Source organism: Paenibacillus gansuensis (assembly GCF_042684925.1).
Taxonomy (GTDB): domain Bacteria; phylum Bacillota; class Bacilli; order Paenibacillales; family DY6; genus Paenibacillus_N; species Paenibacillus_N gansuensis.
Genome location: NZ_JBHUME010000007.1, coordinates 415,184 through 439,653 on the forward strand (window position 1 = coordinate 415,184; position 24,470 = coordinate 439,653).

Genomic DNA, 24,470 nt, shown 5'->3' on the forward strand with positions numbered 1-24,470 from the left:
ACACATCAAGAGGTCTATTTCGGCGCATAAAATTGGGCTTCGACCTTGTCGACATCTTCAAAAAATTTACTATGGGTCGTTTCAATCAATTCGTTGAATACACCTTGTAATCTCACATCAAGCAGATGCAGCGCTTCCTCGGTAATTCCGCCGGGGACGCTGACTCTTTTTTGCAAACTCTCCGGGCTGAAGCCTCCGACCGTAAGCAGTTTTCCGGTGCCGAGCACCATCTCTGCGGCGAGACGTACCGCTTCCTCACGGGGTATGCCGGTTTGTTCGACTGCGGCATCGACGAATTTCTGTACGAAAAAAGCCAGAAACGCCGGTCCGCAGCTCGATAAATCGGAAGACACCCTCGTATATTCCTCAGCAACTCGAATCGGCAGACTGATGTTGGACAGCAAACGCTCCAGCAGGATTTGGTCTTCCGGTGTAATCCGGTCCCCATAAATACATAATGTGGCTCCACTGCAAACATAGTTGGTAATACTTGGTATGATTTTAGCTATTTTTCCTTTCAAAACACTTTCCAACTGCTTGATTTGAACAGGACTTGTGATAGAAACTACAATTTGCTCGGCGCAAACCGCCCCTTTTATTTCCTCGGCTACTTGACGAAATTCTTTAGGTTTTACACACAAAAAAAGGATGTCCGAATCACCGGCAACCTGCACATTCGATTGTACCGCCTGAAAGCCCGGATATTTAGCTTCAAGGAGCTCAACCTTTGAAAAAGTGCGGTTCGATGCAATCATATGTTCAGGTTGTAAAGCCCCGGATTGAATCAGGGATTCGATCAGAATGCTCCCCATACTTCCTGTACCTATAAAACCGACTTTCATATTGACCCCTCCCATAGACTGCCTTGCGGCATGGCATGGCAAACCTAGAACGCTTTACTAACTATATGCAGCAGTAACAGTAAGCATTACTACGGGGCAAGTCTGCAATTTTTTTGTTTGGAACAGATCACAGAAAGGTGCTGATCATGATAGGCAGAACATGGAATTGGACTATGAAAAGCATGCTGATCTTCACGGTCTTGTTTGCCTGCGGGGCCGGGATTACGCTGATGATGCTTACAGAGAAAAAGAAGGCGCCTGAAGGATGGATGGATCTGCAGGAACAAGCAGGGACCGCTATGGAAAATTATCCATTGGTTGAACCCGTCGTGACTGCACCTAAGGTGGAAGAACGGAAGCCGGTTGTTCCGCAGCAGCCTAAAGAGGCTTCATCACTCCGGCCCGAGAACGGCAGAATCAATGTAAATACCGCTACAGCTGCCGAACTGGATAAGCTTCCGGGAATCGGACCCAGCAAAGCTCAGGCTATTGTTGACTATCGGGAGGAACATGGTGCCTTTACCAGCTTAGAACAGATCGACAAGGTTAAGGGAGTCGGACCGAAACTTTTTCAAAACATCCGGGACAGAATTTCGCTGGAATAAGGGAACCGGCTGCATGTGCAGACAAGACAGCAGGAACAAGGTAAAATAAGGACAAGAGGTACCGCTCATGGAGCGGGGACATAGGAAGAGTGGGAGGGGAACGGTAATGACTGTTAACGTGGCTGGAGCGTCTGTCAGGAAAGACTGGGATACGTATTTTATGGATATTGCCTATATGGCGTCTACCCGGTCTCAATGTCCGCGAAGGCATGTAGGAGCTGTGCTGGTACAAGGGAAGAAGCTGCTGGGAACAGCATATAACGGCGCACCTATGGGGGTGGACGACTGTTCGGAAGCAGGTTGTATGCTTGTGGAAGAGTACGAGATGAGAGTTGTGGACGGACAGCAGGAACTTGTGAAGAAAGAACGCTGCGTACGCACGATCCATGCCGAGCAAAATCTGCTGTTGTTTACGGACCGGAGCGACCGGGAGGGGTCAACCGTGTACGTTACAGACCAGCCATGCTGGACATGTGCCAACCTTCTTGCCAACAGCGGCGTTACGGAAGTGGTGTATGACCGGCCTTACTTGAAAGATAGCGAGAAAGTGAAGGAAATGATGCGCCAGCGCGGAATCATATTCCGCCGGATGGAAGGATTCGCACCGCCGCCGGGCACTTCCCTTCAATCCTGAATAAATAGCTGCGTTTGCTGGTAGAAGAGGAAGCACCTCTTCCCATCCATAGGGTGGGAAGGGGTGTTTTTGTTTTCATAATTACAGTGAGGAGGTTTGCAATGAAAAGGCCGCTCGTCTACTTCACCGCAGCCTGGATTATAGGCTGCTGGTCCGCGTTGTCGCTGTCCGGCTGGGAGCATGCTGTTCCCGCGGCGGGGCTCGCGTTGATGATTCCTCTGCTGCGGCACAGCGGGAGAATGACGGGAAACCAAGCCATCGTCTGCTTGCTCGGTTTCGCCGCCGCAGCGGGGTATACGGAAGCTGTGGACAGCCGCAACAGTACCTCTATTAGGGGGGCGGGAATCAATGAGGAGGCAGAGGTGTCGGTGGCAGGAACTATCGCCAGTCCTCCACAGCGGGACGGGGATAAAGTTGTATTTTTAGTAAGGACGAATTACGTTGCACTGAAATCGTCTTCCCGGGCACTCCATGTTACGGAAACGATCCAGTTCTATATTCGCTTAAAGGAAGAAGAAGAGATAAGCAAGATAGAGAAGTGGAGGCGCGGAGATGGGATCAAGATGTCCGGCGCGCTCCGTAGCTTTGGAAAAGCCCGCAATTTTGGAGGTTTTGATTATGAAGCTTATATGAGACTTCAAAAGGTGAATTGGAAGCTGCAGGCGGAAGGAGCGGCCGCAGAGGTGAAACCGGGGGCGGCAAGCCCGTTCCTGGTGCTAATGAGGTGGAACGATCTGGCCAGGTACAAACTGGGCGGAGTGTTGGACGCCATTTTTACAGATTCTCAGTCCGGCTTTATGAAAAGCATGCTGCTGGGAATTACAGACGATATGGATCCGGAGCAATTCCGCAGGTTTTCGAAGCTGGGCTTAACCCATATCCTCGCGATCAGCGGGCTGCATGTAGCCGTTTTTGTCGGTTCCTGCACTTGGCTGCTGCGGCTGTTGGGTTTTATAAGGGAGAAAAAACTGATCATCACATTATGCCTTGTTCCGCTGTATGTCCTGCTCACAGGGGCTTCTCCTTCCGCCATCCGCTCCGGCATCATGGCGATGATCGCCTTGTATGCCGCCCGTCATCACGTGCTTAAAGACGGGCTCCACATTATCTGCGCCGCGGCATTGTTAATGCTCATTTGGAACCCATATTATCTGCTGAATGTAAGTTTCCAGCTGTCTTTTATAGTTACAGCAGGGTTGATCCTGTTTGTCTCGCGCACCGCAGAGCGGATTCCCCTGCAATCGCCCGCCTTGAAAACAGCGCTGTCGGTCACTTTTGTTGCACAATGCATTTCTTTCCCGCTGACCATTTTCTACTTTCATCAGTTTTCGCTGCTTTCTTTCGCCGCTAATTTCATTCTCGTTCCATTTATGAGTTTTTTGATTTTGCCCGCAGGAACCATTGCCTTACTGATCGGAACGTTACATACAGGGCTGGGAATCAGAGTCGCTTCCTTGGTGGAGTGGCTGAATGCCGGGGCTTTTTGGTTTGTGGATAAGCTTAGCCGATACTCCATCATGTCCAGCATATGGGCGAAGCCGGATATCCGCTGGATTGCAGCATATTACATCCTGTTCGCTTTGCTGGCTGCTGGAATTCCAACGTTTCTCAAACGCAAAGGAACAGCATTCCTTGTGGCGGCCTCCCTGTTCTGCATACTGCTCGGATATGGTTATGTCCCCGACCGTTTTTCAACTGCAGGTTTGGTGCAGGTCCTCGATGTCGGCCAGGGAGATTGTATTCTGATCCGCACACCGGAAGGCCGCATAATGCTTGTAGACGGGGGCGGTACGTTGAATTTCACCAAACCGGGAGAAGAATGGAGGCAGCGGAGAGATCCTTACGAGGTTGGAAGGAAGCTGGTTGTTCCATTGTTGAAACAACGCGGTGTACATGCCATCGATTACCTGATCATTTCCCATGGAGACCAGGACCATATCGGCGGTCTGCAGGCTGTGGCCGAGGAAATACCGGTTAAGCATGTCATATTTAACGGTACGTTAAAGGACAACAAAGATGCTTATGCATTGTTTCAAACGTTTCGGCACAAACATATTCCGCTTCTACCCGCATCTTTCGGTAATCGGCTTACAGTCGACGCACATACCCAACTCCAATTTCTCTCGCCTGCCGAAGCGCCGCGCCTAAACCAAGCGGTTCCCATAGAACCGGAGCAAAATGAACTTTCCGTCATATTCCTTATGCGCATGCATCAAAGCACCTTCCTGTTCACGGGCGATGCCGGCTTCGAAGCCGAGCAAACAATGCTGGAACAGCTGAAGAAGCAACCTTCTGAAGGATTCCAGACATTTCAGGGCTCCGGGCTGGACGTCCTCAAAGCAGGACATCACGGAAGCAAGAATTCTACATCTGAGGAATTTTTGCGCTATTGGAAGCCGAAGTCTTCGGTCATATCCGCCGGAGTGGATAATTTTTACGGCCACCCGGCAAAGGAGCTGCTGGAACGTCTCCAACAATCCCATACTTATGTGCTTAGGACGGATCAGATGGGGGAGGTTCAATTTAAAGTATCACCTGACGGGTTGAGCGTACGTACGAAGCTTAATGAGGGAGAGGAGTAGATTGATGCCAAACAGATTGTTTTACACTGCGCGGAGCCTTTTGAAAATGAAGCTTTTCTAATGCGGGGTTCCCGTTTATATGACTGTTTGCGGGGTTAAGTACCTAGTGTTCCATACGATTCCTGAACATTGCACCAGCATAGAAACCAAACCCAAGGAGGATGAGAACAATGAACAACCATATTGTAGGTGTATTCAAAACAGAACAGGCAGCCATCAGCGCCATTGAGGAACTGAAGCAACTCGGCTACCGCTCGGATGACATTTCCGTCATTTCCCGAAACAAAGAGGACATGAATACGATCAGCACCGAAACGGGAACGAAAGCTCCTGAAGGCATCGCGGCCGGTGCGGCTACAGGCGGTGTCGTCGGCGGTCTTACCGGCCTTCTTGCAGGTATCGGATTATTAGCTATTCCGGGCGTCGGGCCCATTCTTGCGGCAGGGCCGATTGCTGCTACTTTGACAGGGGCGGCGGTCGGAGCAGGTGCGGGCAGTCTCGTGGGCGGTCTAGTCGGACTGGGCATTCCGGAAGACGAAGCTGAACGGTATAACAACTACGTAGATGATGAACATATACTGGTCATGGTTGATGACGATAACAATAGGGGCAGCCGGGTGTACGATATTTTCCGGGCACACGGGTCCATAAATTCCGATATGTACGGATCGGATCAGGCTAGAATGAACACCTATGGCACCTCGGATACAGAGCTGCTTGACAGGAATAAAGCAGCATATAACAACACCGGGAAAAGTTATACAGATCGGGACCAGGGCCATATCACGCTCCACGAGGAACGGCTTGAAGTGGATAAAGAAAAGGTTCAAACCGGCGAAGTTCGCCTTCATAAAGAAGTAATTGAGGAGAGACAAACGGTGGACGTGCCCGTGAAACGGGAAGAAGTTGTCATTGAACGGAACCCGGTCTCCGGAAGAGATGCTGACACAGCTTCCTTCACAGAGGGGGAGACGATCCGCATTCCGGTCAGTGAAGAGCGGGTGGAGGTAACGAAGAAGCCTGTCGTCACCGAAGAGGTAACCTTAGGCAAACGCACCGTTGAAGATACGAAGCATGTAAGTGAAACCCTTCGCAAAGAGAAAGCAGACCTGGACCGCTCGGGGAATGCCATTGTGGAAGGCGAAGAAGTCCTTAGCGGACGCAACCGCAGATAACGGATTCATAAAGAGCTGCTTACCTCAGAAATTGGGGTAAGCAGCTTTTTGCGTGATCCATAGTTTCCATGAAAAATATTGATAGGCGATGTAAATAAATAGTGTTACAATAAACATTGAGTATTTTTTCACAAAGTCTGCAGGCTTAGGAGATATCTTCTAAGGCTTGTTTTGGCATGAATGGATACATTGATTATAGAAGGAGGCGTTTCTACATCATGGAACAAGTAAGATTATTCCTGCGGGCATCCCGGTTCTATGTAATACCTGTCATCCTGGTCCCCGTACTTCTTGGCGCTGCCAGTGCCTACAAGACGACCGGCGAATTTCACCCCCTGCTGCTTCTTATCACGCTGATCGGTGCTGCTGCCGCTCATTTGTTTTCGAATATGGTGAACGATCTATGGGATTTCCGGAACGGAGTGGACGATACAGCGAAGGAAACGGCTTCGGCCATCTCCACCAACTCAGGATTTCTGACACAAGGAATTTACAGCGAGAAGAAATTTGCCTTTTATACTTGGGCGATGTTCTATATTGCATTAGTTTCGGGCATTTGGCTTGCCGCTGTCAGCGGGATCGAAGTATTGCTGTTTGCAGTTGCCGGTGCGCTCATTGCGTATTTCTATGTGGCTCCGCCGATCAAGTTCGGTTATCGCGGAAAAGGCTATAGCGAGATCGGTATTTTCCTGGCTTTCGGGGCAATACCGGTGATGGGGAGTTATTTTGTGCAAACCGGCGGCGTGACTTGGGATACGTTCCTGATTTCGTGCCCGATTGGGATTTTAACTACACTGATTTTATTTAATCATCACTTCCTTCATTGGAGAGCGGACGAAAAAGCGGGGAAGCGGACTCTGGTTGTAGTATGGGGGGAATCCCGTGCCCTGCGTTTTTCATTGATTCTCGTATATAGCGCTTATATAACGCTCCTGATCGGTGTATTGCTCGGGGCTCTTCCATGGTATGCCTTGGCTGCCATGATTACAGCAGTGCCGTTCCTGAACAAATACAAAGGCCTTCAGCCGGTAAACCCCTCCGAAGCTTATCTTCCTTTGATGAAAGGCGCTTTGGATGCGGCTATGCAATGCGGTGCCATTATGATGGCTGCATTATTAATTCAAGCCTGGCTATCCTAAAATAAATATCCTTTTTACCGATCTTCCAGCTCTCTGCGGTAATGCCGCGGAGGGCTTTTTGTATTGCCCGCGAAAGCTGTTTCAGCCAAAAGTTACATGTGATAAGCGGATACGGGGCATGATATGCCAAAGGGAACAGGGTGGTGAAGTCCGTTGTTTATATCGAGCAAGAACCGCAAACCGAAGTCTCAGAAAGACGATGAAAAGCAATCCAAACCGGTTTGCAAACTGAGTTCCGAGTTAGAGGAAACGAAAACATGCATAAAGGGAATGTTTCAAGGCAGTCCTGATTTTGCGTTCAGGGAACTGGAGCAGCTGCAGCGCTTTGGCATCTTTTATTTGAAAAACTTGATTCAAAACCGGATGCTGATGGAAAAAGTGCTTGAACCGCTCATTTCCCTGCAAGATGAGGTGACACCGTATAAACTTCTGCAGAACATTCCGGTTGGGGAAGTAAAGGAAAGGAAGCTGCAGATGCGGACAATGTAAAAGAGCACTTGCTAACCGGTTGGACCTATATTCACGTAAACGGGTATGAAAAAGGCCTCCTGATCAATACATTTGCCCCTAAGGAAAGGGCTGTTACCAAACCGGAAGTAGAAAGCCAGATTCTGGGGCCCCAGCTTGCGTTTACTGAAAATTTAGCTACGAACTCTGCATTAATACATACCTACCTTCCTGCTACCTCTCTCAAACAAGAGTCCATTCAGATCGGGAAAGAAATCAAATCCTCGATCAATCTGTTCTACATAGAAAACCGGACAGTCCCCGAACTGGTGGAGCGAATAAAAGAAAAACTGGATTCGTTGAACGTTGAGGTACTGCTTGACGGATCTATTCTGAGCCAATGGCTGGAAGATCAGCCCGCCGCGATGTTCCCGACTTTCATCACGACGGAACGTCTGGATCACGCTATATTTCCTTTACTGGAGGGAAAGGTAGTTTTGATTTTATCGGGAAGCCCTTTTGCTGTCATTGCCCCGAGTACGTTCTTTGATTTCTTCAAATCCATAGAAGATTACTATTTCCGATGGAATACAGGGACGTTTATCCGATTGCTTCGGGTGTTCGCTCTTGTGATTTCCATGTTCGGCACGGCGACGTATGTCGCTGCTCTAACCTTCCATTATGAGACCATACCTCAGGCTTTTCTCGTTCCTTTGGCGCAGTCCCGGGCCCGGGTTCCTTTTCCGCCCTTGTTTGAAGCGCTGCTGCTGGAACTGGTCATTCAACTGCTCAGCGAGGCCGGGGCCAGGCTGCCCAGCAAAGTAGGCCAAACCATGGGCATCGTAGGCGGTATCGTCATAGGCCAAGCAGCCGTTCAAGCCGGCTTCACGAGCAATATTCTGATTATTATCGTCGCTTTAGGGGCATTGTCTTCCTTTACTACACCTGTGTTTCAAATGGCAAATACGATCCGGATGCTCCGCTTCCCGCTGATTGTGCTTAGCGGTATTATGGGAGCGCTGGGTATTGCTGTCGGTGCCGTTCTGATGATTCTTCATTTGCTGCGCCTGACAAGCAGCGGATATCCTTATTTTTATCCGTTGGAAGCTCCCCGGCGGCAGGACCGGAAAGATGCTTTTTTCCGGCTTCCATACCGGATGTTTCCGAATCGGGCATCCTTCTCTGAGCCGGCCGTGTCAGGAAACCAAGGCAAGGGAGGCGACATAGATGAATACTGAGCCAGCGGCAGATCAAGCGCATCGGCCTCCTTCTGCAAAGCCTTTTCTCTTCAGCGCCTATTTGCTGATCTTTATTATTCATGACGCCCAAATCGGAGTCGGCCTGCCCGGCTTTCAGAGAATCATATACCGTTCGGCCGGTCATGATGCCTGGATCAGCGTGATACTGGCGGGATTATATGTACATTTGCTTGCGTGGATCATAGTGATGACACTGCACCGGGCCGGGGATAGAGATTTATACGGAATACATGATGCCGTATATGGGAAATGGTTGGGCAGGTGCCTAAACCTCCTGGTCGTTTTTTATTACCTTTATGCCTGTATCGTGGTACTCCGCAATTATGTGGAAATGGTTCAAATTTGGCTGTTCCCGTACTCCGATGCCTGGATGTTGGGACTGATTTTTGCGAGTTTAGCCGTTTACGGAATTCACGGCGGCTTGAAAACCATCGTTGGGGCAAGTTTCGTTTTCGTGTGCTTATCCGTGTGGATGGTCATCCTATTATACTTCCCGCTTGTGTATGCGGATTGGGACCACCTTTTTCCTGTTGCCGAAGCGGATCCGCAGCATTTGATGCTTGGGGCCGTGCGAATGTCTTTCAGCCTCGTCGGATTTGAAATTCTGTATTACCTGTACCCGTTTGTGAGGGATAAACAGAAGGTTCACAAATATGCACAGCTCGGCATCATGTCGGTTAACGTCTTTTACTTTCTGGTGATGGCTGTATCCTTAGTATTTTTCAGCGGAGGACAAATCTTTAAAAATGCCTGGGCCACGTTCACCATGCTGAAAATTATCCAAATTCCTTTTCTTGAGCGGTTCGAGTACCTGGGAGTAAGTTTGTGGCTGATGGTCATCATGGGGAACCTGCTCTTGTTCGGGTGGACGGCTACCAGGGGGTTGAAGCAGGTGTTTCAATGGAAGCAAAAGTACGCCGTTGTCGTGTTCTTCGCGGTAGTATGGCTGGTCAGCACCCGAATTGAAACGAGAGTCCAGATGGATAAAATCAACGATCTGTTCGCAACGCTCTCTCTGTATACGGTTTATCTGTATCCGCTCTTCCTGTTCGGCCTTGTTCTCCTTCGTATGAAAAGCAAGGATGGAAAGGAGGAAACCAGTGATGAAGCGGAAACAGTCAAATAACCCGATGGAAACGTTCATTTTGAAGCTGATTCGAAACCGCTACAAGTCAGGGAGTATAGAGCTATCCCTTGAAACGGACAGGTTGAAAGAACAAATTCCCGGCCTGCGTCCGGTGAATGTCAAGTATGTGCGCATAGTAATAGACAATATTAACAGCTCGGTCTCAAGAAAGCTTGTCAGCCGGAACCCTCTTACATTTGCGGTAGAAGTCCGCTTGAAGGGTCTGCTTCTCGAGACGTCGGAACAAATGAGCTTCGGAAGACCGGAATCGGTCCATGCTATCGAGGCCGAGATCAACCGGGTACTGGAAAATCAGGCACATAAGCTTCTCCAAAAACTGACACGTATGAATAGCGACCCCATCGGATTCGGGGAGATCTACCGGAAAGAGGTATACCGGTCGCATCTGACCAGAGAAACGTGGAGAGAGCTCTATCCCGAATCCAAATTCAAAGTAAGCATCAAATCCAAGATTGTCCGTACAGGAGAGGTCGATTAACTTGGACAGCCGCCGCAGGGCGGCTTTTTGTCTTGTGTACAGGAAATGATGTCATATATACTTCAATACCTATATTTGCTATTCTAGTAACATGTGCGGTCTAAACCGGACATAGAATGTTAACTGAAAATACAGAACTTATGGTTATTATTACTAGTGCAACAATTTCATGACGTCCGGCGTCTATAAGGTTGCATGAGAGGGGGATTCAGGTGGTAGAGCAAGAACTCGTAAGAGCTGCTCAATCAGGCGATCGCGACGCTCTTATTACTCTTTTGCGAGAAATCGAACAATCCGTCTACCGCACGGCTTTTTATATACTCGGCAATGAACAGGACGCTCTGGATGCATCGCAGGAAGCGCTCATCCGGATCTATACCAAAATTCATTCCTATGAAGAGAAAGCCCAGTTTAAGACATGGGTGCAGAGGATTGTAACGAATATCTGCATCGACAAATTCAGAAGAACGAAGCCAGCTGTGTCCATCGATGAGCATGAGATGGTATTTACCTCCCCCAAGAATGTAGAGGACTCGGTCTTCTCAGCTTTTGTCGCTGAAGATATCCGCGGTGCGATTGATCAGCTTCCGGAGCATCACCGGGCGGTCGTGGTACTCAGGTATTTGCAGGATTTCTCTTATAACGAAATATCCGACAGCCTTGGATTGCCGTTGAATACGGTGAAGTCCTATTTATTCAGAGCAAGGCAGCAGCTTCAAACTTTACTCCAAGATTATCAGAAAGGTGGTGTGCGCGGATGAACTGCCAAGAGGTGATGGAATTGATGCAAAGACATATAGACGGGGACTTGCACAGCAGCGAGAAAGATGACATGAATAGGCACCTTGTGCAATGCCCGGCCTGTCAAACCATGTTTGAAAGGCTGGAAAGGCTGTCTTCCGAACTTGAGCAGCTGCCCAAAGTTGTGCCTCCTTTCTCCATTGTGGATTCTATTCTTCCGCGTCTTGATGCTTTGGATTCCGCCTCAGTCGAGGCGCCTGCAGAAGTTACAGGGACGCCGCAAGCAAAAACGGCGGCCCGACGCAAGCGAATGGCCGCATGGAACTGGCCGGCACTTGGCGGTGTAGTGGCTGCAGGACTGATGATCGGCCTGTTTATGGTGACCAATCCCCCTGGCGGCAGCCAGAGTAACAAGGCGGATAACGCTGCGGCCGATACAGCTTCCACAGCGGAGGCACCGGAAACAATGATGAGGAAACAGAGCGCAGCGGACGGATCCGCTGCCGGACAGGAGAATTCGCCTGCTTCGGATGAACCGGCTGCTCAGATGGATCAATTTAAAGCGGAGGCAGACAAAAGCGCCTCTCCGGATACGCCGGTTTCTTCCGACAGCGGAGGTGCTCCTGATCAGTACACCGATTCAGGCACGAATCCCAATGGCGGAAATCAGGTGCCGGGGTATGCGGGTGCTGACGGCGGGGTTGATCTTAAGGACGGCGTAAGGGCGGATGTGACTTCCCCTAATGCTCCGGCCCCGTCGCGAAATGGCGCAGGATCCGGCGGGAAGACAGGCAGTACTTCTGTCGAAGACACCCCGGCAGGGTCGAATGGGGATGCGGATCAGGGCAAAGTCCCTGCCGCAGAAGGTTCTCCTGGTCAGAGCGGATTTGGAGGCAAACACAGCATCACAGCCGATTCATCTGCAGGAGAACCGGAGGCCGGTGTAACGCAGCATTATACGAAGGACGGCGCCTATTCTGCTTATGTAACGGCGAAGAGCGAAGTGATTATCTATGATCATATCAAGCACAAGCCGATATTTATTTCTTCTCCTAAAGCTGGCGCTATTGCAAACCTGATCTGGTCAGATGATGAGATGACCGTTTCTTATGATGTGCTCGGAAAGAACGTTAACGAGAGTTATGCGGTGGAAGTTGGAACTTGGAAAGAAAATAAAAAATGATTGTAAAGAGCCAAATTCCACGCACACATTGGGCTTGGCAGGCGTATATTGTATAAACGAGTCAGCGGCGAGACGTTCGTCGTATGACCACCCGGATAGCGGATACCTAGGATCCGGCTCAGGGGTGTTTATATAGATGTGCTGGGGCAAAGGGATTATGTCAAAACTCCTCGAGGAATTTTGGCCTGATCCCTTTGTTTTTTTGTAATCGGATCTCCGCCTGAAATCAGCCCATAAATGTAGTAGAATAGAAACAGATATAGGAAACAACCTGATCGTGCAGGTGTGGGATAAGGAGAAGGATATGGATTACAAAGCTGCGGCCAGAGAGATACATCAGGGGAAGATACAGCCTGTTTATTTATGTTATGGTTCGGAGAAATATCAAATGGACGAATTCCTGGCCTATTTGACGGGGCAGTTGATTGAACCTGAATATATGGATTTTGCCTTGAGTAAGTTTGAATTGTCGGAAACCAGGCTGGACGACGTGCTGGACGATGCGGAGACACCGCCCTTTTTGGCTCCTCGTAAAGTGGTTGTAGCCAAGGATGCCGTCTTTTTCACAGGTGCGAAGGACAGTTCCAAGGTGGAGCATAGGGTTGATAGACTTTTAGAGTATATAGCGAAGCCTTCCGAGAGCAGTGTGATTGTCTTTACGGTTTCGGCAGATAAACTCGATGAGCGGAAGAAGATTGTAAAGCAACTGAAGGAGCGGGGCGGCGTAGTCCCGTTTCAGCCGTTAAGCGCCGAGGAATTGGTACAGTGGGTAATGAGGCGCGCAGAAAAACTGAAGTGCAGAATGGACCGGACTTCGGCGGACAGGCTGATCTTGAACGCGGGAACTTCGCTCCAGGCGCTGAGCAGGGAGATGGAGAAGCTCTCTTTATTTGTTGGTGAAGGCGGGGCTGTTACTGAGGAAGTGATAGAAAGCATGGTTGTCCGTACGACGGAGCAGAACGTCTTCCTGCTAATCGAGGAGATTGCTCAGTTAAGGGTTCAGCGTGCAATGTCCATCTTCTATGATCTTCTGAAACAGCGGGAGGAGCCGATCAAACTGATCGCGCTGATCGCCCGACAATTCCGGATCATCCTCCAGGTGAAAGAGCTGACCCATCAGGGGTATTCACAGCAGCAATCCGCTTCCCAGCTGGCACTCCATCCTTATGCCGTAAAGATAGCGGCGGAGCAGGGAAGGCGGTTTGAGACGAAACGTCTGGCCGGGATTCTATCGGAATTGGCGGAGCTCGATTACCGGATGAAGAGCGGCAAAATCGATAAAGTGCTGGGCTTGGAACTGTTCCTGCTCCGCATGGCAGCGTAGGAACTGAAACCAGAGCAAGGCGGGCCGACGGAGGTTTAGCTCCGATGGCTTACCTTGCTCTAATTACAAAAAAGTCCTGCAAGCGAATGCTTGCAGGACTTTTCAATGAAGACTTGTAATTATTGCTGTACGGAAAGTGCGTTCAGGCGTTTCGCCAGACGGGACTTCTTACGGGCAGCAGCGTTCTTGTGGATTAGACCTTTAGTTACGGCTTTGTCCAACTTCTTCGTTGCATTAACCAAAGCAGTTTTTGCAGTTTCTACGTCTGTACCAGCCAAAGCTACATCAGCGGTTTTCACAGCTGTACGCAGAGCGGATTTATGAGAAGCGTTAAGAAGACGACGCTTTTCGCTAGTCTTTACTCTTTTCACTGCGGATTTAATGTTAGGCATTGCATTCACCTCCTACAAAGGACGTCATAAGTGTTCCACAAAACAACCGTACATGGTGTTTCGACACATAACTTAAAGTATTCTATCATGGGTATGCCCAAATTGCAAGAGCATGAAGAGATTTATCTCCAGGATAGACACATGGCAAGCAGGCGTCGAAAACCCGGAATAACGGCCGCTCTCCTGAGCATACTAAGCATCAAATGCCGTGTAAAGGAGTTTGTGGAAAACATGGATCAGCGGAACGACTTGCAGATGTATAACGTGCGAACGGATTTGGCTTTGGAAGCCAGGGAACTGGTTTCCGAGAACAATCCCGGGAGGCTCCCCGGCGTTGAGGAAGAGTCCTATGAAGACGACGGCATTTACCTGACTAAAATTAAAGTCACTACCGAAGAGGGTTCCCGTGCCATCGGCAAGCTGCCGGGCCATTATGTAACAATCGAAGTGCCTAAACTCCGGAATAAAGATTCCAAGCTCCAGGACCGTGTGGCGACCAGATTCGCCAAAGAATTCGAGCAGTTTCTGGCAGATACGGGCGTCTCCAAGACGGCCAAGGTGCTTATCGTGGGCCTTGGCAACTGGAACGTAACTCCGGATGCGCTGGGCCCGATCGTAACGGAGAATGTGATGGTGACGCGGCATTATTTTGAACTGATGCCGGACCAGGTCGCTCCGGGGTATCGTCAGGTGAGCGCCGTTTCACCTGGAGTACTTGGGATTACAGGCATCGAAACAAGTGAAATCGTGCAGGGCATTGTGGAAATGTCCAAGCCGGACCTGGTTATCGCTGTCGATGCACTTGCTTCCCGGGCTCTCGAACGCGTGAATACGACGATACAGATTGCCGACACGGGAATTAATCCGGGGTCCGGCGTTGGCAATAAACGCAAAGGGATTACGAAAGAAGTGCTGGGCGTGCCGGTCATCGCAATCGGCGTCCCAACCGTAGTGTTCGCCTCGACGATTGTCAACAGCAGTATTGAAATGCTGATCTCGCATTTCAAGAAAGAAACCGAGGCCACTGACAAAATTCTCGGTATGCTCGATACTCTGCAGGAGAATGAGCGCTTGATGCTGGTGAAGGAAGTATTGAATCCGCTTGGCCATGATCTTGTAGTCACCCCTAAAGAGATTGACGAATTTATCGAAGATATCGCGAATATCATCGCAAGCGGACTAAATGCGGCGCTTCATGAGGCCATCGATTCCGACAATGTGGCTGCGTACACCCACTAATTGCTTCATCTGCAGTGACCTGCTCTTCCGGGCAGGTCTTTTTGACGTCCGTGAAAAGCAGGCGTTGGAACTCTTTCATAAAATTTGTCCCGATAGGTTCTATCAACTCTAGTGAACTCATAAATTGCTAGTAGAGTTGAGTCAGAAAACGATTGGGAGGAACACAGGATCATGAAATGGACATCCGTTACAGTGAACGTCGGCAAAGTCAGAAGAATGGGGCAGAGCATGGGCCTGCTCGGACGCATATACATTTCATTGTCTCTATGTTCGGCGGTATTCTTCGTTCTGCTCGGATTCGGAGGTATGTTTCAGGCCAAGGTCAATACCTCGCCCGCCAGCTCGATGCAAGGGCTGGCCGCCGCTGTATCAAGCCGTTTTTTCATGGATATGATGGGAATGGAACTGCCGCATGCGCAGCAAAGCAGTTCGGCATCCGCTCTTTCCTCGCGCAATATTACTCAATTTCTTTTTCAATATGTAACCAGCATTAATCCGCATAATTATCCGCAAAGTCTCATTGCCAGAGAGATTCCGTTGATGGACACCGATGACGCATTCGTGCTCCGGGGCAGCTCGGGTACGGATCTGGGAGCGGCGCCGCAGGATTATCATCCCGGGAACGGAAGCGCAAAGGGAGAAGAGGAACAAACGGGAAATGAACCTGCTCCGGACGGAAACGCGGGGGCAGATGGCAGTGCTAATCAAGGGAATGCCGGCAGCGAGGGCTCGGAGAACGGACCGGTTCAGGCCCCTGATGCATCGGCGGGCACGGGCAATAACGACAACCCGCCAGGGACTGAAACCGATTCGGGGATAAAGGAGCCGGTTACCACTCCGACCACCAACGGCAAAAAAGTAGTGTTCATTTACAATTCGCATAACCGGGAATCCTACTTTCCTGCATTGAAGAAAGGCGCAAAATTTCCGGAGGACTCCAAAACGAACGTTACCTTATTGAGCGCCCGTCTTGCCAAAAAGCTGGAAGAGCTAGGTGTAGGAGCTTCCGCTTCCAAAACGGATTACGCATCGAGCGTGAAAAATTACAACTATAACTTTTCCTATAAATATTCGCTTAAGACGATTCAGACGGCGTTTGCACAAAATCCGGGCATCAAGTTCCTGTTCGATATCCACCGGGATTCCCAAGGACGTGAGAAAACGACGACCACGGTGAAAGGTGTGGATTATGCGAGAGTATACTTTATTGTCGGACACCGGAATCCGGACTGGAAAGAAAACGAGGAGTTCGCAGCGCAAATCCAGCAGAGCCTCGAAAGCAAGTATCCGGGCATATCCAGAGGCATCTGGGGCAAGTCCTCCAAGAACGGCAACGGTGAATATAATCAGCATGTGTCTCCTAACAGCATATTAGTCGAGATCGGCGGTGTGGAAAATACGCTGCAAGAGTGCTACCGGACGGTAGATGTGCTGGCCAAAATGATCGCGGACGTGTATTGGAAAGCGGAAAAAGTGAACGGCGGCGAGAAAAAACAGGAGCCGAAGAAAGCCGATGACAAGGGCAAGCTGGCGGACAGCGGCGCAGGAAAGCGGGGGTAAGCGGTGAAAAAGTCAACTTTCAAAACATTCGTTTCGATCGCATTGATTGCTCTTGGTGTATGTTACGGATTGGAATTGGCGCAAAAAGGGACGGAATCGGTGCAGGGCCCCATGACAGGCGGCAATTCCGCCCAGGTTTGGGTTCAGCAGCAGCCGGCGGCGCTCCCGGTACAGACTGTGCCGGTGCAGCAAGTCCAGCAGGTTCAAAGTCAGGTACAAGGACAAGTTCAAGGGCAAGTACAAGGTCAAGTACAAGGACACGTAGCGGTTCAGGCGGGTGCAGCAGACTCCGGGGAGATCTCCCCCGTTGCAGGTCCAGGAGCGCCACAGCCGCAGGATATAGCGACAACCAGCCGTTTGGCGGCCAAAACAGGCGATTTGCTGCAAATCGTATCGCATCACGGGATCGAGATGGTTGTCGGGCTTTTTGATAAAGTGTTGAAATGACGGATAACATTGCTGAGGATTCCCTTTGCTGTTATAATGAAATGTATTTACTATGACCAGCAACGGGGGTTTCTCATGTCAGACGCAAGAGAGCGCCAAAAGCGCATTCGCAACTTCAGTATTATCGCGCATATCGATCACGGTAAATCGACTTTAGCGGATCGGATTTTAGAATATACCGGAGCCTTGTCCCAACGGGAAATGCAGGAACAAGTGCTCGATCAGATGGATTTGGAGCGGGAACGCGGCATCACCATTAAACTACAGGCGGTTCGACTGCAGTACCGGGCGGATAACGGCGAACTCTACCTGCTGAATCTGATTGACACACCGGGACACGTCGACTTCACCTATGAAGTTTCCCGCAGCTTGGCGGCCTGTGAAGGCGCTTTGCTTGTTGTGGATGCGGCGCAGGGCATCGAAGCACAAACGCTTGCAAACGTGTACTTGGCTTTAGATAACAATCTGGAAATTTTGCCTGTCATTAACAAGATTGATCTGCCGAGTGCGGATCCTGAACGTGTGAAGCAGGAAGTGGAGGATGTTATCGGACTGGATGCCAGCGAAGCGGTTCTGGCTTCGGCTAAAGCCGGTATCGGCATCAAGGAAATTTTGGAGCAAGTGGTACAAAAAGTGCCGGCACCTGTCGGTGATCCGGATAACCCGCTGAAAGCGTTGATCTTTGACTCGCACTATGATCCGTATAAAGGGGTTATCGTGTATGTCCGTGTCATTGACGGGACGATCAAGGCAGGCTCTAAGATCAAGTTTATGGCTACAGATAAGACGTTCGAGGTTATCGAAGTAGGGGCTTTCATGCCGCGCATGTCTTCGGTGGACGAGCTGACAATCGGCGACGTAGGCTTCGTTGTGGCGGGGATTAAGAATGTGAAGGATACCCGTGTAGGGGATACCATTACGGACGCGAAGAATCCGACGCTGGAACCGCTGCCGGGCTACCGCCGGATCAACCCGATGGTATTCTGCGGACTTTATCCGATCGAAACTTCGGATTACAACGATCTTCGCGAAGCTTTGGAGAAGCTGGAGCTGAACGATGCTTCCCTGCGGTATGAGCCGGAGACATCCTCCGCGCTGGGCTTCGGATTCCGCTGCGGCTTCCTGGGGCTGCTGCACATGGAGATCATTCAGGAGCGGATAGAGCGGGAATTCAATATTCCTTTGATTACTACCGCACCAAGTGTAGTATTTAAAGTTACACAAACGAACGGGGAGACACTGAATATCGACAACCCGTCGAACTTCCCGGATGTACAGAAAATCGATTACGTCGAAGAGCCTTACGTCAAGGCATCCATAATTGTGCCTAACGATTTTGTCGGGGCTATTATGGAACTTTGCCAAGGCAAGCGCGGCGAGTTCATTAATATGGAATACCTGGATACAAACCGGGTTACGCTGACCTACGATATCCCGCTGTCCGAAGTCGTTTATGACTTCTTCGATCAGCTGAAGTCCAGCACGAAGGGCTATGCGTCGTTCGATTACGAGCTGTCCGGTTATAAGAAATCCAATCTGGTCAAGATGGACATTCTGTTGAACGGCGAGCAGGTTGACGCCTTGTCCGTTATCGTTCACCGCGATCGTGCGTTCAACCGCGGACGTATCATTTGCGAGAAGCTGAAAGAACTGATTCCGCGCCAAATGTTCGAGGTGCCGGTACAAGCGTCTATCGGCACGAAAGTCATTGCGCGTGAAACCGTTAAAGCGATGCGCAAGAACGTCCTTGCCAAGTGTTACGGCGGTGACATCTCCCGTAAGCGGAAGCTTCTGGAGAAGCAGAAGGAAGGGAAGAAGCGCATGAAGCAGGTCGGCAGCGTAGAGGTGCCGCAGGAAGCTTTCATGGCGGTTCTGAAAATCGACGAATAGTCGTAATAGAGCGAAGCAGGACTGCGGGGGCTCCCGCAGTCTTCGTTTTTTCAATACAGCACTTACGAAAGGAGGAATCATGATGACGAAGCATCACAAACAACAAACAGAGTCAGGTTCGCTTTCTTTTGCCATTCCGCAAGCAAATCCGAAGGCATTGTATTTGCATATTCCCTTTTGCACGAACAAATGTCACTACTGCGACTTTAATTCCTACATCTTAAAGGGACAGCCTGTCATGGATTACTTGGATGCGATGGAAAGGGAAATGGAGCTGACCGTGAAGAAGCTGCCGCCGGGGCAGATAGAAACCATCTTTGTCGGGGGCGGTACGCCGACGGTATTGCTGCCGGATCAGATGTCTCATTTTCTGAAGCTGGTAAACACCTACTTCCCTAATCAGGCACCGGATTTGGAGTTCTCGATGGAAGCGAACCCCGGCACAACCGACTTGGAGAAGCTTACCGCTATGAAAGAAGGAGGCGTGAACCGGATCTCCTTCGGCGTTCAATCGTTCAATAACGAGCTGCTGGAGCGCATTGGCCGTATCCACAATACAGATGATGTTTACCGCAGTATCGAAAATGCCAAAAAAGCAGGCTTTACAAACCTGTCCATTGATTTAATGTTTGGACTGCCCAAGCAGACGTTGGAGCTGTTGAATGATACGCTGGATAAGGCTTTGGCTCTGGATCTGAAACACTACTCCATTTATGGCTTGAAAGTAGAGGAAAGCACGTTGTTCCACACGCTGTATCAGCGCAACCAGCTTCCCCTTCCCGATGAGGATGAAGAACTCGCGATGTACAGGACGATTATGGAGCGGCTAAGCGCTGAGGGCTTCAAGCAGTACGAAATCAGCAACTTTGCCAAGCCGGGGTATGAGTCGCGCCACAACTCCAAATACTGGAAGAATGAAGCTTACTACGGACTGGGCGCAGGAGCCCATGGCTATGCCAACCGTATGCGCCACATCAACATCAAAGGCGTGCAGAACTATATCGATGCCACGTTGAAAGGCTTGCCGCTGCTGGAAGAGAATCCGGTAACGGAACAGGAAGCAATGGAAGACTTCATGATGGTTGGCCTGCGGCTGCTGGACGGAGTGAAGCAGGAAGACTTCATGGTTCAGTTCGGACTGCCGATGGAACATGTGTTTGGTGAGATTATCCGGAAACTGCTTGACCAGGGGCTGCTAGAGCGTACTGAACAGGGTTACCGGTTATCGGAAGCCGGGATTGTCCTGGGGAACGAAGTGTTTGGGGCGTTTTTGGAGAATTGATTTATAAGGTAAGTTCAAGACAGTTTGCCTATCCGGCAGGCTGTCTTTTTTCATAGTGGAGGGCGGGAGAGGAAAAAGAAGGGAATGGAAAGGGGGGAATTGAAATATACAGGAAGTAAGTATCTTGAACCAGGGGGCCGATTCTGTGAGTGAATTCAGCGAAAGTTATCATTTATTTTCCGACAGGCAAGAAGAGGGTGTCGAGCTGCTGACCAGAGCAAAACTGAAAGGATATGTGTATCCTGCCCAAAACCATTGGGTGACCATTTTGGCGGAAGGCAGTATGTTTCAGGAGAATAAGCAGCTAGTGAGGAACAACCTGGGAACGTTGGTTCATTATATTTTTGCGGAGGATCATGGCTGGACTTTAAGCATTTATGAACGGGCTGAACAGGTGTTTCATTATGATTGCGTGTGGGAAGAAGAAGTGGATAGCAACTACGGGGAATTTAACTTGAACAAGGTAGTAGATGTAATTAACGCCAATCCTGTACAGAATGCTAAGGTTACTTTGGAGGAGCTTCAACCTTTATTTCATATTACTGAGTTTGAACAGGCGTTTGAGCTGAGCCCTGCCTATCGTGTCGCTGAACTGCTTGGAATGCCTTATTACGAATGGTTGTCATATGAATATGTAAAGTCTGATATGGCGGATGGGGACAGCTCGAACATTGTGGAGGGACTGGTAGCCGTCTAGAAGTATTTATTAGATTACTGTTAGGAGAGTATCATCCTATGCACATTAACTGTAGGTTAGCTGCCCGGTTGGAAGCACCCCTGATTTTGCAATTGTGGCAAAGTGCTGCAAGCTGGCTGCTAGAGAAAGGCATTGTCCAATGGCTGCCGGATTTTTTTCAATTGGAACAAGTTTTGGGTTTTATGGAAGAGGGCTCGGACGTATATATTGCTGAATCAGAAGGCTTAGTTGTTGGTACATATGTTTTGACTTGGTCAGATCCTCAGATCTGGGGGGAGCTGGATCATGACGATGCGGGATATATACATAGATTTACAGTACATAGGGATTTTTACGGACAAGGGGTAGGACCTTTACTGTTAAAAATGGCAGAAGATCATATCAAACAAAAAGGGAAAACAGTGATTCGGCTGGATTGTATGGCTGAAAACCCCAAACTTAACGCTTTTTATAGAAGCAACGGGTTTCATTTTGTCCGCAGATTGGACATTGCCGGTTGGAGTGCAAATTTGTACGAGAAAAAGTGACTTTGTGAGGGGAGAAGCGGTATGTCGTACTTTTGGGACGATCAGATCGAATATTTAAGAAACACCAGAACGTTATACTACAATGATGATTACCTTGAATTTCTGCTGCAAAAAGTATGGGGCATTACCCGGCCGGTACGTGTGATTGATTTTGGCTGCGGGTATGGATACCTTGGTTTGAAGCTGCTGCCGCTTCTCCCGGAGGGGTCAAGTTACACCGGGGTGGATCAGGGTAAAGCGTTGATTGCCGAAGCGAAGCAAGTGTTTGCCAAGCTGCCGTATCAAACCAACTTCATTGTCGGAGATATAGAACAGATGAACCCGGCGTGTAAGTATGATCTTGCCGTTTGCCATGCTTTTTTGCTGCATATGCCGGATCCCGGAGCCATTCTGCAAAAAATGAGTAACAGTGTGGTAGAGGGAGGAAGGGTCATTTGTTTTGAGACTCATTGGATTGCTGCTATGGCCAACTACGAACTTAGCGGGCACGCGCTATCCGAGGTTGTACAACTTGGCGCACTTCAGAAACTGTATGAACAAGATGCAGCGCAAACCGGGAAAGACGGGAATATCGGCATTAAGATCCCGGCGTGAATGAGTAAAATGGGCTTAGCGGATGTAGGGTGCCGGGTGAGCGACCGGGTCAACTTTTTGGATCAGCATATGGAGGAAAGCGCCAAAGAGCGGCTTTTCCACTATCTGCAAGCAGAAGGGCTGGGGCAAGAGCCGGAATCGATTTCCGAAACAGTAAAACGCTTGGCCCTAAGGGGCCTCACGGAAGAAGAGGCAGCGGCACAAGTCCGTGCGGAGATGCGCTTTGCTTCAGTATTTGATGCTGATTCGTGGCTTACGTACGCGCCAAATATGAAAATATCTTATGGTACGGTTAGAAGATAGGAGGCTCCATGGGATACATATCTGATGTAAGAGAATTCGTAGGAACACGCCCTATCATCATACCTGGTGCATGTGTGCTCGTGTTTCAGGAGCAGAACCAGCTGCTATTACAAAAACGATCGGACTCTCACGACTGGGGAACCATTGGAGGTGCCTTGGAATTAGGGGAGTCTTTGGAACAAGCGGCTGTGCGTGAACTTTATGAGGAGGCGGGTTTGAAGGCTAAGCACTTTCAGTTCATTACCCTGCTGCGGTGAGGATATGTATTACAAGTATCCCAACGGGGATGAAATTTACAATGTGATGGCAGTATACGAAGCCCATGAAGTCTATGGTATACCTAGAATTAATGATGACGAGGGGCTTGAGTTGAGGTATTTTTCATTGGATGAACCGATTGAAGAATTAAACCCTTTTACCGAGTATTATTTGCGAAAAGCCGGATATATCAACAAATGGTAGCTTGTTACTCTCGTAATCAAGGAGGAATGACTTTGGAAATCCAAGATATTTACGGTGATCTACAACCGATTGAAAACAGGAGAACCCTGTTGAGAAAGTTTGCTGGGGGGAAGGTTACATGACCGAGACGGTGAAGGAGATTATATCTTTTGGATTTGAGAGGATGGGGCTTGTGAGGATTGATGCAAGATGCCATCCGGACAATATCGGCTCAGCAAGAGTCATGGAAAAGTCAGAGATGTATGCAATCACTATTGATGACCTGTAACCTTATTAACAATGGGAGGTGAACCATGCTCACATCTATATCAGCCATTCTTTTTACAGTATTAATAGGCATTGTCGTCCTATTCCAACTTGCTTTAGCGGCAGGGGTGCCCTGGGGAAGTTACGCGATGGGGGGAAAGTTTCCGGGGAAATACCCTCCAAGCATGCGTGTTACCGCTATTTTTCAAGTATTAATTCTGATGTTTCTTGCGTTTGTAGTGCTGATTCATTCCGGTATCCTTGTTAGCGGCTGGGTTTCTTTTGCAAAGAGTGCTATCTGGTTCGTTGTGATATTCTCATTGATTGCTTCCATACTAAATGTGATTACAAAAAGCATATGGGAGCGAAAAATTTGGGCACCGGTATCCATTTTAATGCTGATTACAAGTGTTATTGTGGCCATCGGCAGCTGACAATAATCTGTATGGAACTTTTCACCTGCAACACAGTCATACATACAAAAGGAAGTGCAACATGCCATTCACATTTGCTCATCCGCTTTATGCTTTGCCTTTAAAGTTCATTAATCCTCGCCATATTAGCGCTTGGGGGCTGGTGCTCGGGAGTATGTCGCCTGATTTCGAGTACTTTCTGGCATTGGAACCCTACCAGACGATTGGTCATACGCATCAAGGATTGTGGCTGCAAGCCATTCCTTTAAGTGTACTTTTTGTGCTTGTGTTCAGCTTCGTTCTGAGAATTCTAGCCATGCACGTCCCAAGCGTTTTTCAGTTGGACCGAAAATTATATGCCTCATTGGAACCTTTTGAATACCGGAAAGTCTCCTCATGGATCCTATTTCTGATTACCGTGGTCATTGGTTTTTACAGCCATGTGTTCATTGATTCCTTCACGCATGTCTCCGGTTCTTTTGCCCGCCAGGAGCGGGCGCTTCAACAGGAGATTTTCCAATTACCTTTGTATAAATGGCTTCAATATTCACTGTCTCTGCTAGGGTTAGTGGCCGAACTCTTACTGGTATTATGGCTGGTCCGGAATTCGGTTCCTGCACAATTGCCTGTGACCGTGCAAAAAAGAAGAAAGATTCACTACTGGCTTGTAGTCATAATAACCGCCGCCGTGGTGGTCTCACTCAAATTGGCTTTCACGGAAAGCACGAATATAGTTGGTATTCTTGTAGTCTCTTCCATCTCGGGGACGATTGTCGGGATTGTGTTGGCCAGTTGTTTATTTAACAAATATCAGCAGCTTCGTCGGCTAGGATAGCTAGATAAAAGGTCCCTTATTTCATTT

The 24,470-nt window shown here is 49.2% G+C and carries 25 protein-coding genes and 2 pseudogenes; 25 read left to right on the forward strand and 2 right to left on the reverse strand.

The window, feature by feature from the left end:
* Positions 1 to 14: 14 nt before the first annotated feature.
* Positions 15 to 842: a late competence protein ComER gene (gene comER, locus ACFSUF_RS09630; protein ID WP_377602418.1), complete on the reverse strand. Its 828-nt coding sequence runs from the start codon at positions 840 to 842 to the stop codon at positions 15 to 17.
* 146 nt (positions 843 to 988) lie between these two features.
* Here comER and ACFSUF_RS09635 point away from each other — a divergent pair, with 146 nt between their 5' ends.
* The 12 genes from ACFSUF_RS09635 to holA all read left to right on the forward strand — a co-directional run bounded on the left by ACFSUF_RS09635 (position 989) and on the right by holA (position 13,556).
* The gene (locus ACFSUF_RS09635) at positions 989 to 1,447 is read left to right on the forward strand and encodes a ComEA family DNA-binding protein (protein ID WP_377602420.1); all 459 of its coding nucleotides are present in this window, start codon (positions 989 to 991) and stop codon (positions 1,445 to 1,447) included.
* A gap of 106 nt (positions 1,448 to 1,553) precedes the next feature.
* Positions 1,554 to 2,081, forward strand: a complete 528-nt coding sequence (locus ACFSUF_RS09640) for a deoxycytidylate deaminase (protein WP_377602422.1) — start codon at positions 1,554 to 1,556, stop codon at positions 2,079 to 2,081.
* A 101-nt stretch (positions 2,082 to 2,182) separates the two neighbouring features.
* Positions 2,183 to 4,663 (forward strand): DNA internalization-related competence protein ComEC/Rec2, encoded by a 2,481-nt coding sequence (locus ACFSUF_RS09645; protein ID WP_377602423.1) that lies wholly within the window; start codon positions 2,183 to 2,185, stop codon positions 4,661 to 4,663.
* A 170-nt stretch (positions 4,664 to 4,833) separates the two neighbouring features.
* A complete protein-coding gene (locus ACFSUF_RS09650; protein ID WP_377602425.1) occupies positions 4,834 to 5,838 on the forward strand; it encodes a YsnF/AvaK domain-containing protein in 1,005 nt (334 codons plus the stop codon).
* Between the two features lie 218 nt (positions 5,839 to 6,056).
* Positions 6,057 to 6,977, forward strand: coding sequence for a prenyltransferase (locus ACFSUF_RS09655; RefSeq protein WP_377602426.1), 921 nt, complete (start codon positions 6,057 to 6,059; stop codon positions 6,975 to 6,977).
* A gap of 153 nt (positions 6,978 to 7,130) precedes the next feature.
* Entirely contained in the window at positions 7,131 to 7,466 is a 336-nt protein-coding gene (locus ACFSUF_RS09660; RefSeq protein WP_377602428.1) for a hypothetical protein, read from the forward strand.
* Between the two features lie 8 nt (positions 7,467 to 7,474).
* A complete protein-coding gene (locus ACFSUF_RS09665) occupies positions 7,475 to 8,662 on the forward strand; it encodes a spore germination protein (RefSeq protein ID WP_377602430.1) in 1,188 nt (395 codons plus the stop codon).
* The gene (locus tag ACFSUF_RS09670; protein WP_377602432.1) at positions 8,652 to 9,809 is read left to right on the forward strand and encodes a GerAB/ArcD/ProY family transporter; all 1,158 of its coding nucleotides are present in this window, start codon (positions 8,652 to 8,654) and stop codon (positions 9,807 to 9,809) included. Before ACFSUF_RS09665 ends, ACFSUF_RS09670 begins: the two co-directional genes overlap by 11 nt.
* Positions 9,787 to 10,308: a Ger(x)C family spore germination C-terminal domain-containing protein gene (locus ACFSUF_RS09675; protein WP_377602433.1), complete on the forward strand. Its 522-nt coding sequence runs from the start codon at positions 9,787 to 9,789 to the stop codon at positions 10,306 to 10,308. The genes ACFSUF_RS09670 and ACFSUF_RS09675 overlap by 23 nt, the downstream gene beginning before the upstream one ends.
* 212 nt (positions 10,309 to 10,520) lie before the next feature.
* Positions 10,521 to 11,069 (forward strand): RNA polymerase sigma factor, encoded by a 549-nt coding sequence (locus ACFSUF_RS09680; RefSeq protein ID WP_377602435.1) that lies wholly within the window; start codon positions 10,521 to 10,523, stop codon positions 11,067 to 11,069.
* Entirely contained in the window at positions 11,066 to 12,232 is a 1,167-nt protein-coding gene (locus ACFSUF_RS09685) for a zf-HC2 domain-containing protein (RefSeq protein WP_377602437.1), read from the forward strand. Before ACFSUF_RS09680 ends, ACFSUF_RS09685 begins: the two co-directional genes overlap by 4 nt.
* 304 nt (positions 12,233 to 12,536) lie before the next feature.
* Positions 12,537 to 13,556 carry a DNA polymerase III subunit delta gene (gene holA, locus ACFSUF_RS09690; RefSeq protein ID WP_377602439.1) on the forward strand — a complete coding sequence of 340 codons (1,020 nt, stop codon included), beginning with the start codon at positions 12,537 to 12,539 and terminating at the stop codon, positions 13,554 to 13,556.
* A 119-nt stretch (positions 13,557 to 13,675) separates the two neighbouring features.
* Here the strand turns inward: holA and rpsT are convergent, their stop codons facing one another.
* Positions 13,676 to 13,948, reverse strand: a complete 273-nt coding sequence (gene rpsT, locus ACFSUF_RS09695; protein WP_377602441.1) for a 30S ribosomal protein S20 — start codon at positions 13,946 to 13,948, stop codon at positions 13,676 to 13,678.
* A 231-nt stretch (positions 13,949 to 14,179) separates the two neighbouring features.
* Here rpsT and gpr point away from each other — a divergent pair, with 231 nt between their 5' ends.
* From gpr to ACFSUF_RS09760, 13 genes and pseudogenes are all read left to right on the forward strand, one after another.
* A complete protein-coding gene (gpr, locus tag ACFSUF_RS09700) occupies positions 14,180 to 15,187 on the forward strand; it encodes a GPR endopeptidase (RefSeq protein ID WP_377602443.1) in 1,008 nt (335 codons plus the stop codon).
* A gap of 171 nt (positions 15,188 to 15,358) precedes the next feature.
* Entirely contained in the window at positions 15,359 to 16,747 is a 1,389-nt protein-coding gene (spoIIP, locus tag ACFSUF_RS09705) for a stage II sporulation protein P (protein ID WP_377602445.1), read from the forward strand.
* Between the two features lie 3 nt (positions 16,748 to 16,750).
* Positions 16,751 to 17,194: a hypothetical protein gene (locus ACFSUF_RS09710; RefSeq protein WP_377602446.1), complete on the forward strand. Its 444-nt coding sequence runs from the start codon at positions 16,751 to 16,753 to the stop codon at positions 17,192 to 17,194.
* Positions 17,195 to 17,269: 75 nt separating this feature from the next.
* Positions 17,270 to 19,084 carry a translation elongation factor 4 gene (gene lepA, locus ACFSUF_RS09715; protein WP_377602448.1) on the forward strand — a complete coding sequence of 605 codons (1,815 nt, stop codon included), beginning with the start codon at positions 17,270 to 17,272 and terminating at the stop codon, positions 19,082 to 19,084.
* 79 nt (positions 19,085 to 19,163) lie between these two features.
* Entirely contained in the window at positions 19,164 to 20,366 is a 1,203-nt protein-coding gene (gene hemW, locus ACFSUF_RS09720) for a radical SAM family heme chaperone HemW (protein ID WP_377602450.1), read from the forward strand.
* A 145-nt stretch (positions 20,367 to 20,511) separates the two neighbouring features.
* On the forward strand, positions 20,512 to 21,063 hold the full coding sequence (locus ACFSUF_RS09725) for a hypothetical protein (protein ID WP_377602452.1): 552 nt from the start codon (positions 20,512 to 20,514) through the stop codon (positions 21,061 to 21,063).
* A 38-nt stretch (positions 21,064 to 21,101) separates the two neighbouring features.
* Complete coding sequence (locus ACFSUF_RS09730; protein ID WP_377602453.1) at positions 21,102 to 21,590, forward strand: GNAT family N-acetyltransferase; 489 nt, start codon at positions 21,102 to 21,104, stop codon at positions 21,588 to 21,590.
* A gap of 21 nt (positions 21,591 to 21,611) precedes the next feature.
* Positions 21,612 to 22,487: pseudogene (locus ACFSUF_RS09735) on the forward strand (class I SAM-dependent methyltransferase).
* A gap of 8 nt (positions 22,488 to 22,495) precedes the next feature.
* Positions 22,496 to 22,744 carry an NUDIX domain-containing protein gene (locus tag ACFSUF_RS09740; protein ID WP_377602455.1) on the forward strand — a complete coding sequence of 83 codons (249 nt, stop codon included), beginning with the start codon at positions 22,496 to 22,498 and terminating at the stop codon, positions 22,742 to 22,744.
* 4 nt (positions 22,745 to 22,748) lie between these two features.
* Positions 22,749 to 22,949, forward strand: coding sequence for a hypothetical protein (locus tag ACFSUF_RS09745; RefSeq protein WP_377602457.1), 201 nt, complete (start codon positions 22,749 to 22,751; stop codon positions 22,947 to 22,949).
* A gap of 112 nt (positions 22,950 to 23,061) precedes the next feature.
* A pseudogene (locus tag ACFSUF_RS09750) lies at positions 23,062 to 23,217 on the forward strand (GNAT family N-acetyltransferase); the annotation flags it as partial.
* Between the two features lie 25 nt (positions 23,218 to 23,242).
* Positions 23,243 to 23,629 carry a hypothetical protein gene (locus ACFSUF_RS09755; protein ID WP_377602459.1) on the forward strand — a complete coding sequence of 129 codons (387 nt, stop codon included), beginning with the start codon at positions 23,243 to 23,245 and terminating at the stop codon, positions 23,627 to 23,629.
* Positions 23,630 to 23,690: 61 nt separating this feature from the next.
* The gene (locus tag ACFSUF_RS09760) at positions 23,691 to 24,443 is read left to right on the forward strand and encodes a DUF4184 family protein (protein WP_377602461.1); all 753 of its coding nucleotides are present in this window, start codon (positions 23,691 to 23,693) and stop codon (positions 24,441 to 24,443) included.
* The last annotated feature ends 27 nt before the right edge of the window (positions 24,444 to 24,470 follow it).

Bases quoted from the DNA above. Each gene is read 5' to 3' on its own strand.
- comER (WP_377602418.1), bottom strand. From the start codon at position 842: ATGAAAGTCGGTTTTATAGGTACAGGAAGTATGGGGAGCATTCTGATC.
- ACFSUF_RS09635 (WP_377602420.1), top strand. From the start codon at position 989: ATGATAGGCAGAACATGGAATTGGACTATGAAAAGCATGCTGATCTTC.
- ACFSUF_RS09640 (WP_377602422.1), top strand. From the start codon at position 1,554: ATGACTGTTAACGTGGCTGGAGCGTCTGTCAGGAAAGACTGGGATACG.
- ACFSUF_RS09645 (WP_377602423.1), top strand. From the start codon at position 2,183: ATGAAAAGGCCGCTCGTCTACTTCACCGCAGCCTGGATTATAGGCTGC.
- ACFSUF_RS09650 (WP_377602425.1), top strand. From the start codon at position 4,834: ATGAACAACCATATTGTAGGTGTATTCAAAACAGAACAGGCAGCCATC.
- ACFSUF_RS09655 (WP_377602426.1), top strand. From the start codon at position 6,057: ATGGAACAAGTAAGATTATTCCTGCGGGCATCCCGGTTCTATGTAATA.
- ACFSUF_RS09670 (WP_377602432.1), top strand. From the start codon at position 8,652: ATGAATACTGAGCCAGCGGCAGATCAAGCGCATCGGCCTCCTTCTGCA.
- ACFSUF_RS09675 (WP_377602433.1), top strand. From the start codon at position 9,787: ATGAAGCGGAAACAGTCAAATAACCCGATGGAAACGTTCATTTTGAAG.
- ACFSUF_RS09685 (WP_377602437.1), top strand. From the start codon at position 11,066: ATGAACTGCCAAGAGGTGATGGAATTGATGCAAAGACATATAGACGGG.
- holA (WP_377602439.1), top strand. From the start codon at position 12,537: ATGGATTACAAAGCTGCGGCCAGAGAGATACATCAGGGGAAGATACAG.
- rpsT (WP_377602441.1), bottom strand. From the start codon at position 13,948: ATGCCTAACATTAAATCCGCAGTGAAAAGAGTAAAGACTAGCGAAAAG.
- gpr (WP_377602443.1), top strand. From the start codon at position 14,180: ATGGATCAGCGGAACGACTTGCAGATGTATAACGTGCGAACGGATTTG.
- spoIIP (WP_377602445.1), top strand. From the start codon at position 15,359: ATGAAATGGACATCCGTTACAGTGAACGTCGGCAAAGTCAGAAGAATG.
- lepA (WP_377602448.1), top strand. From the start codon at position 17,270: ATGTCAGACGCAAGAGAGCGCCAAAAGCGCATTCGCAACTTCAGTATT.
- hemW (WP_377602450.1), top strand. From the start codon at position 19,164: ATGATGACGAAGCATCACAAACAACAAACAGAGTCAGGTTCGCTTTCT.
- ACFSUF_RS09730 (WP_377602453.1), top strand. From the start codon at position 21,102: ATGCACATTAACTGTAGGTTAGCTGCCCGGTTGGAAGCACCCCTGATT.
- ACFSUF_RS09740 (WP_377602455.1), top strand. From the start codon at position 22,496: ATGGGATACATATCTGATGTAAGAGAATTCGTAGGAACACGCCCTATC.
- ACFSUF_RS09745 (WP_377602457.1), top strand. From the start codon at position 22,749: ATGTATTACAAGTATCCCAACGGGGATGAAATTTACAATGTGATGGCA.
- ACFSUF_RS09755 (WP_377602459.1), top strand. From the start codon at position 23,243: ATGCTCACATCTATATCAGCCATTCTTTTTACAGTATTAATAGGCATT.
- ACFSUF_RS09760 (WP_377602461.1), top strand. From the start codon at position 23,691: ATGCCATTCACATTTGCTCATCCGCTTTATGCTTTGCCTTTAAAGTTC.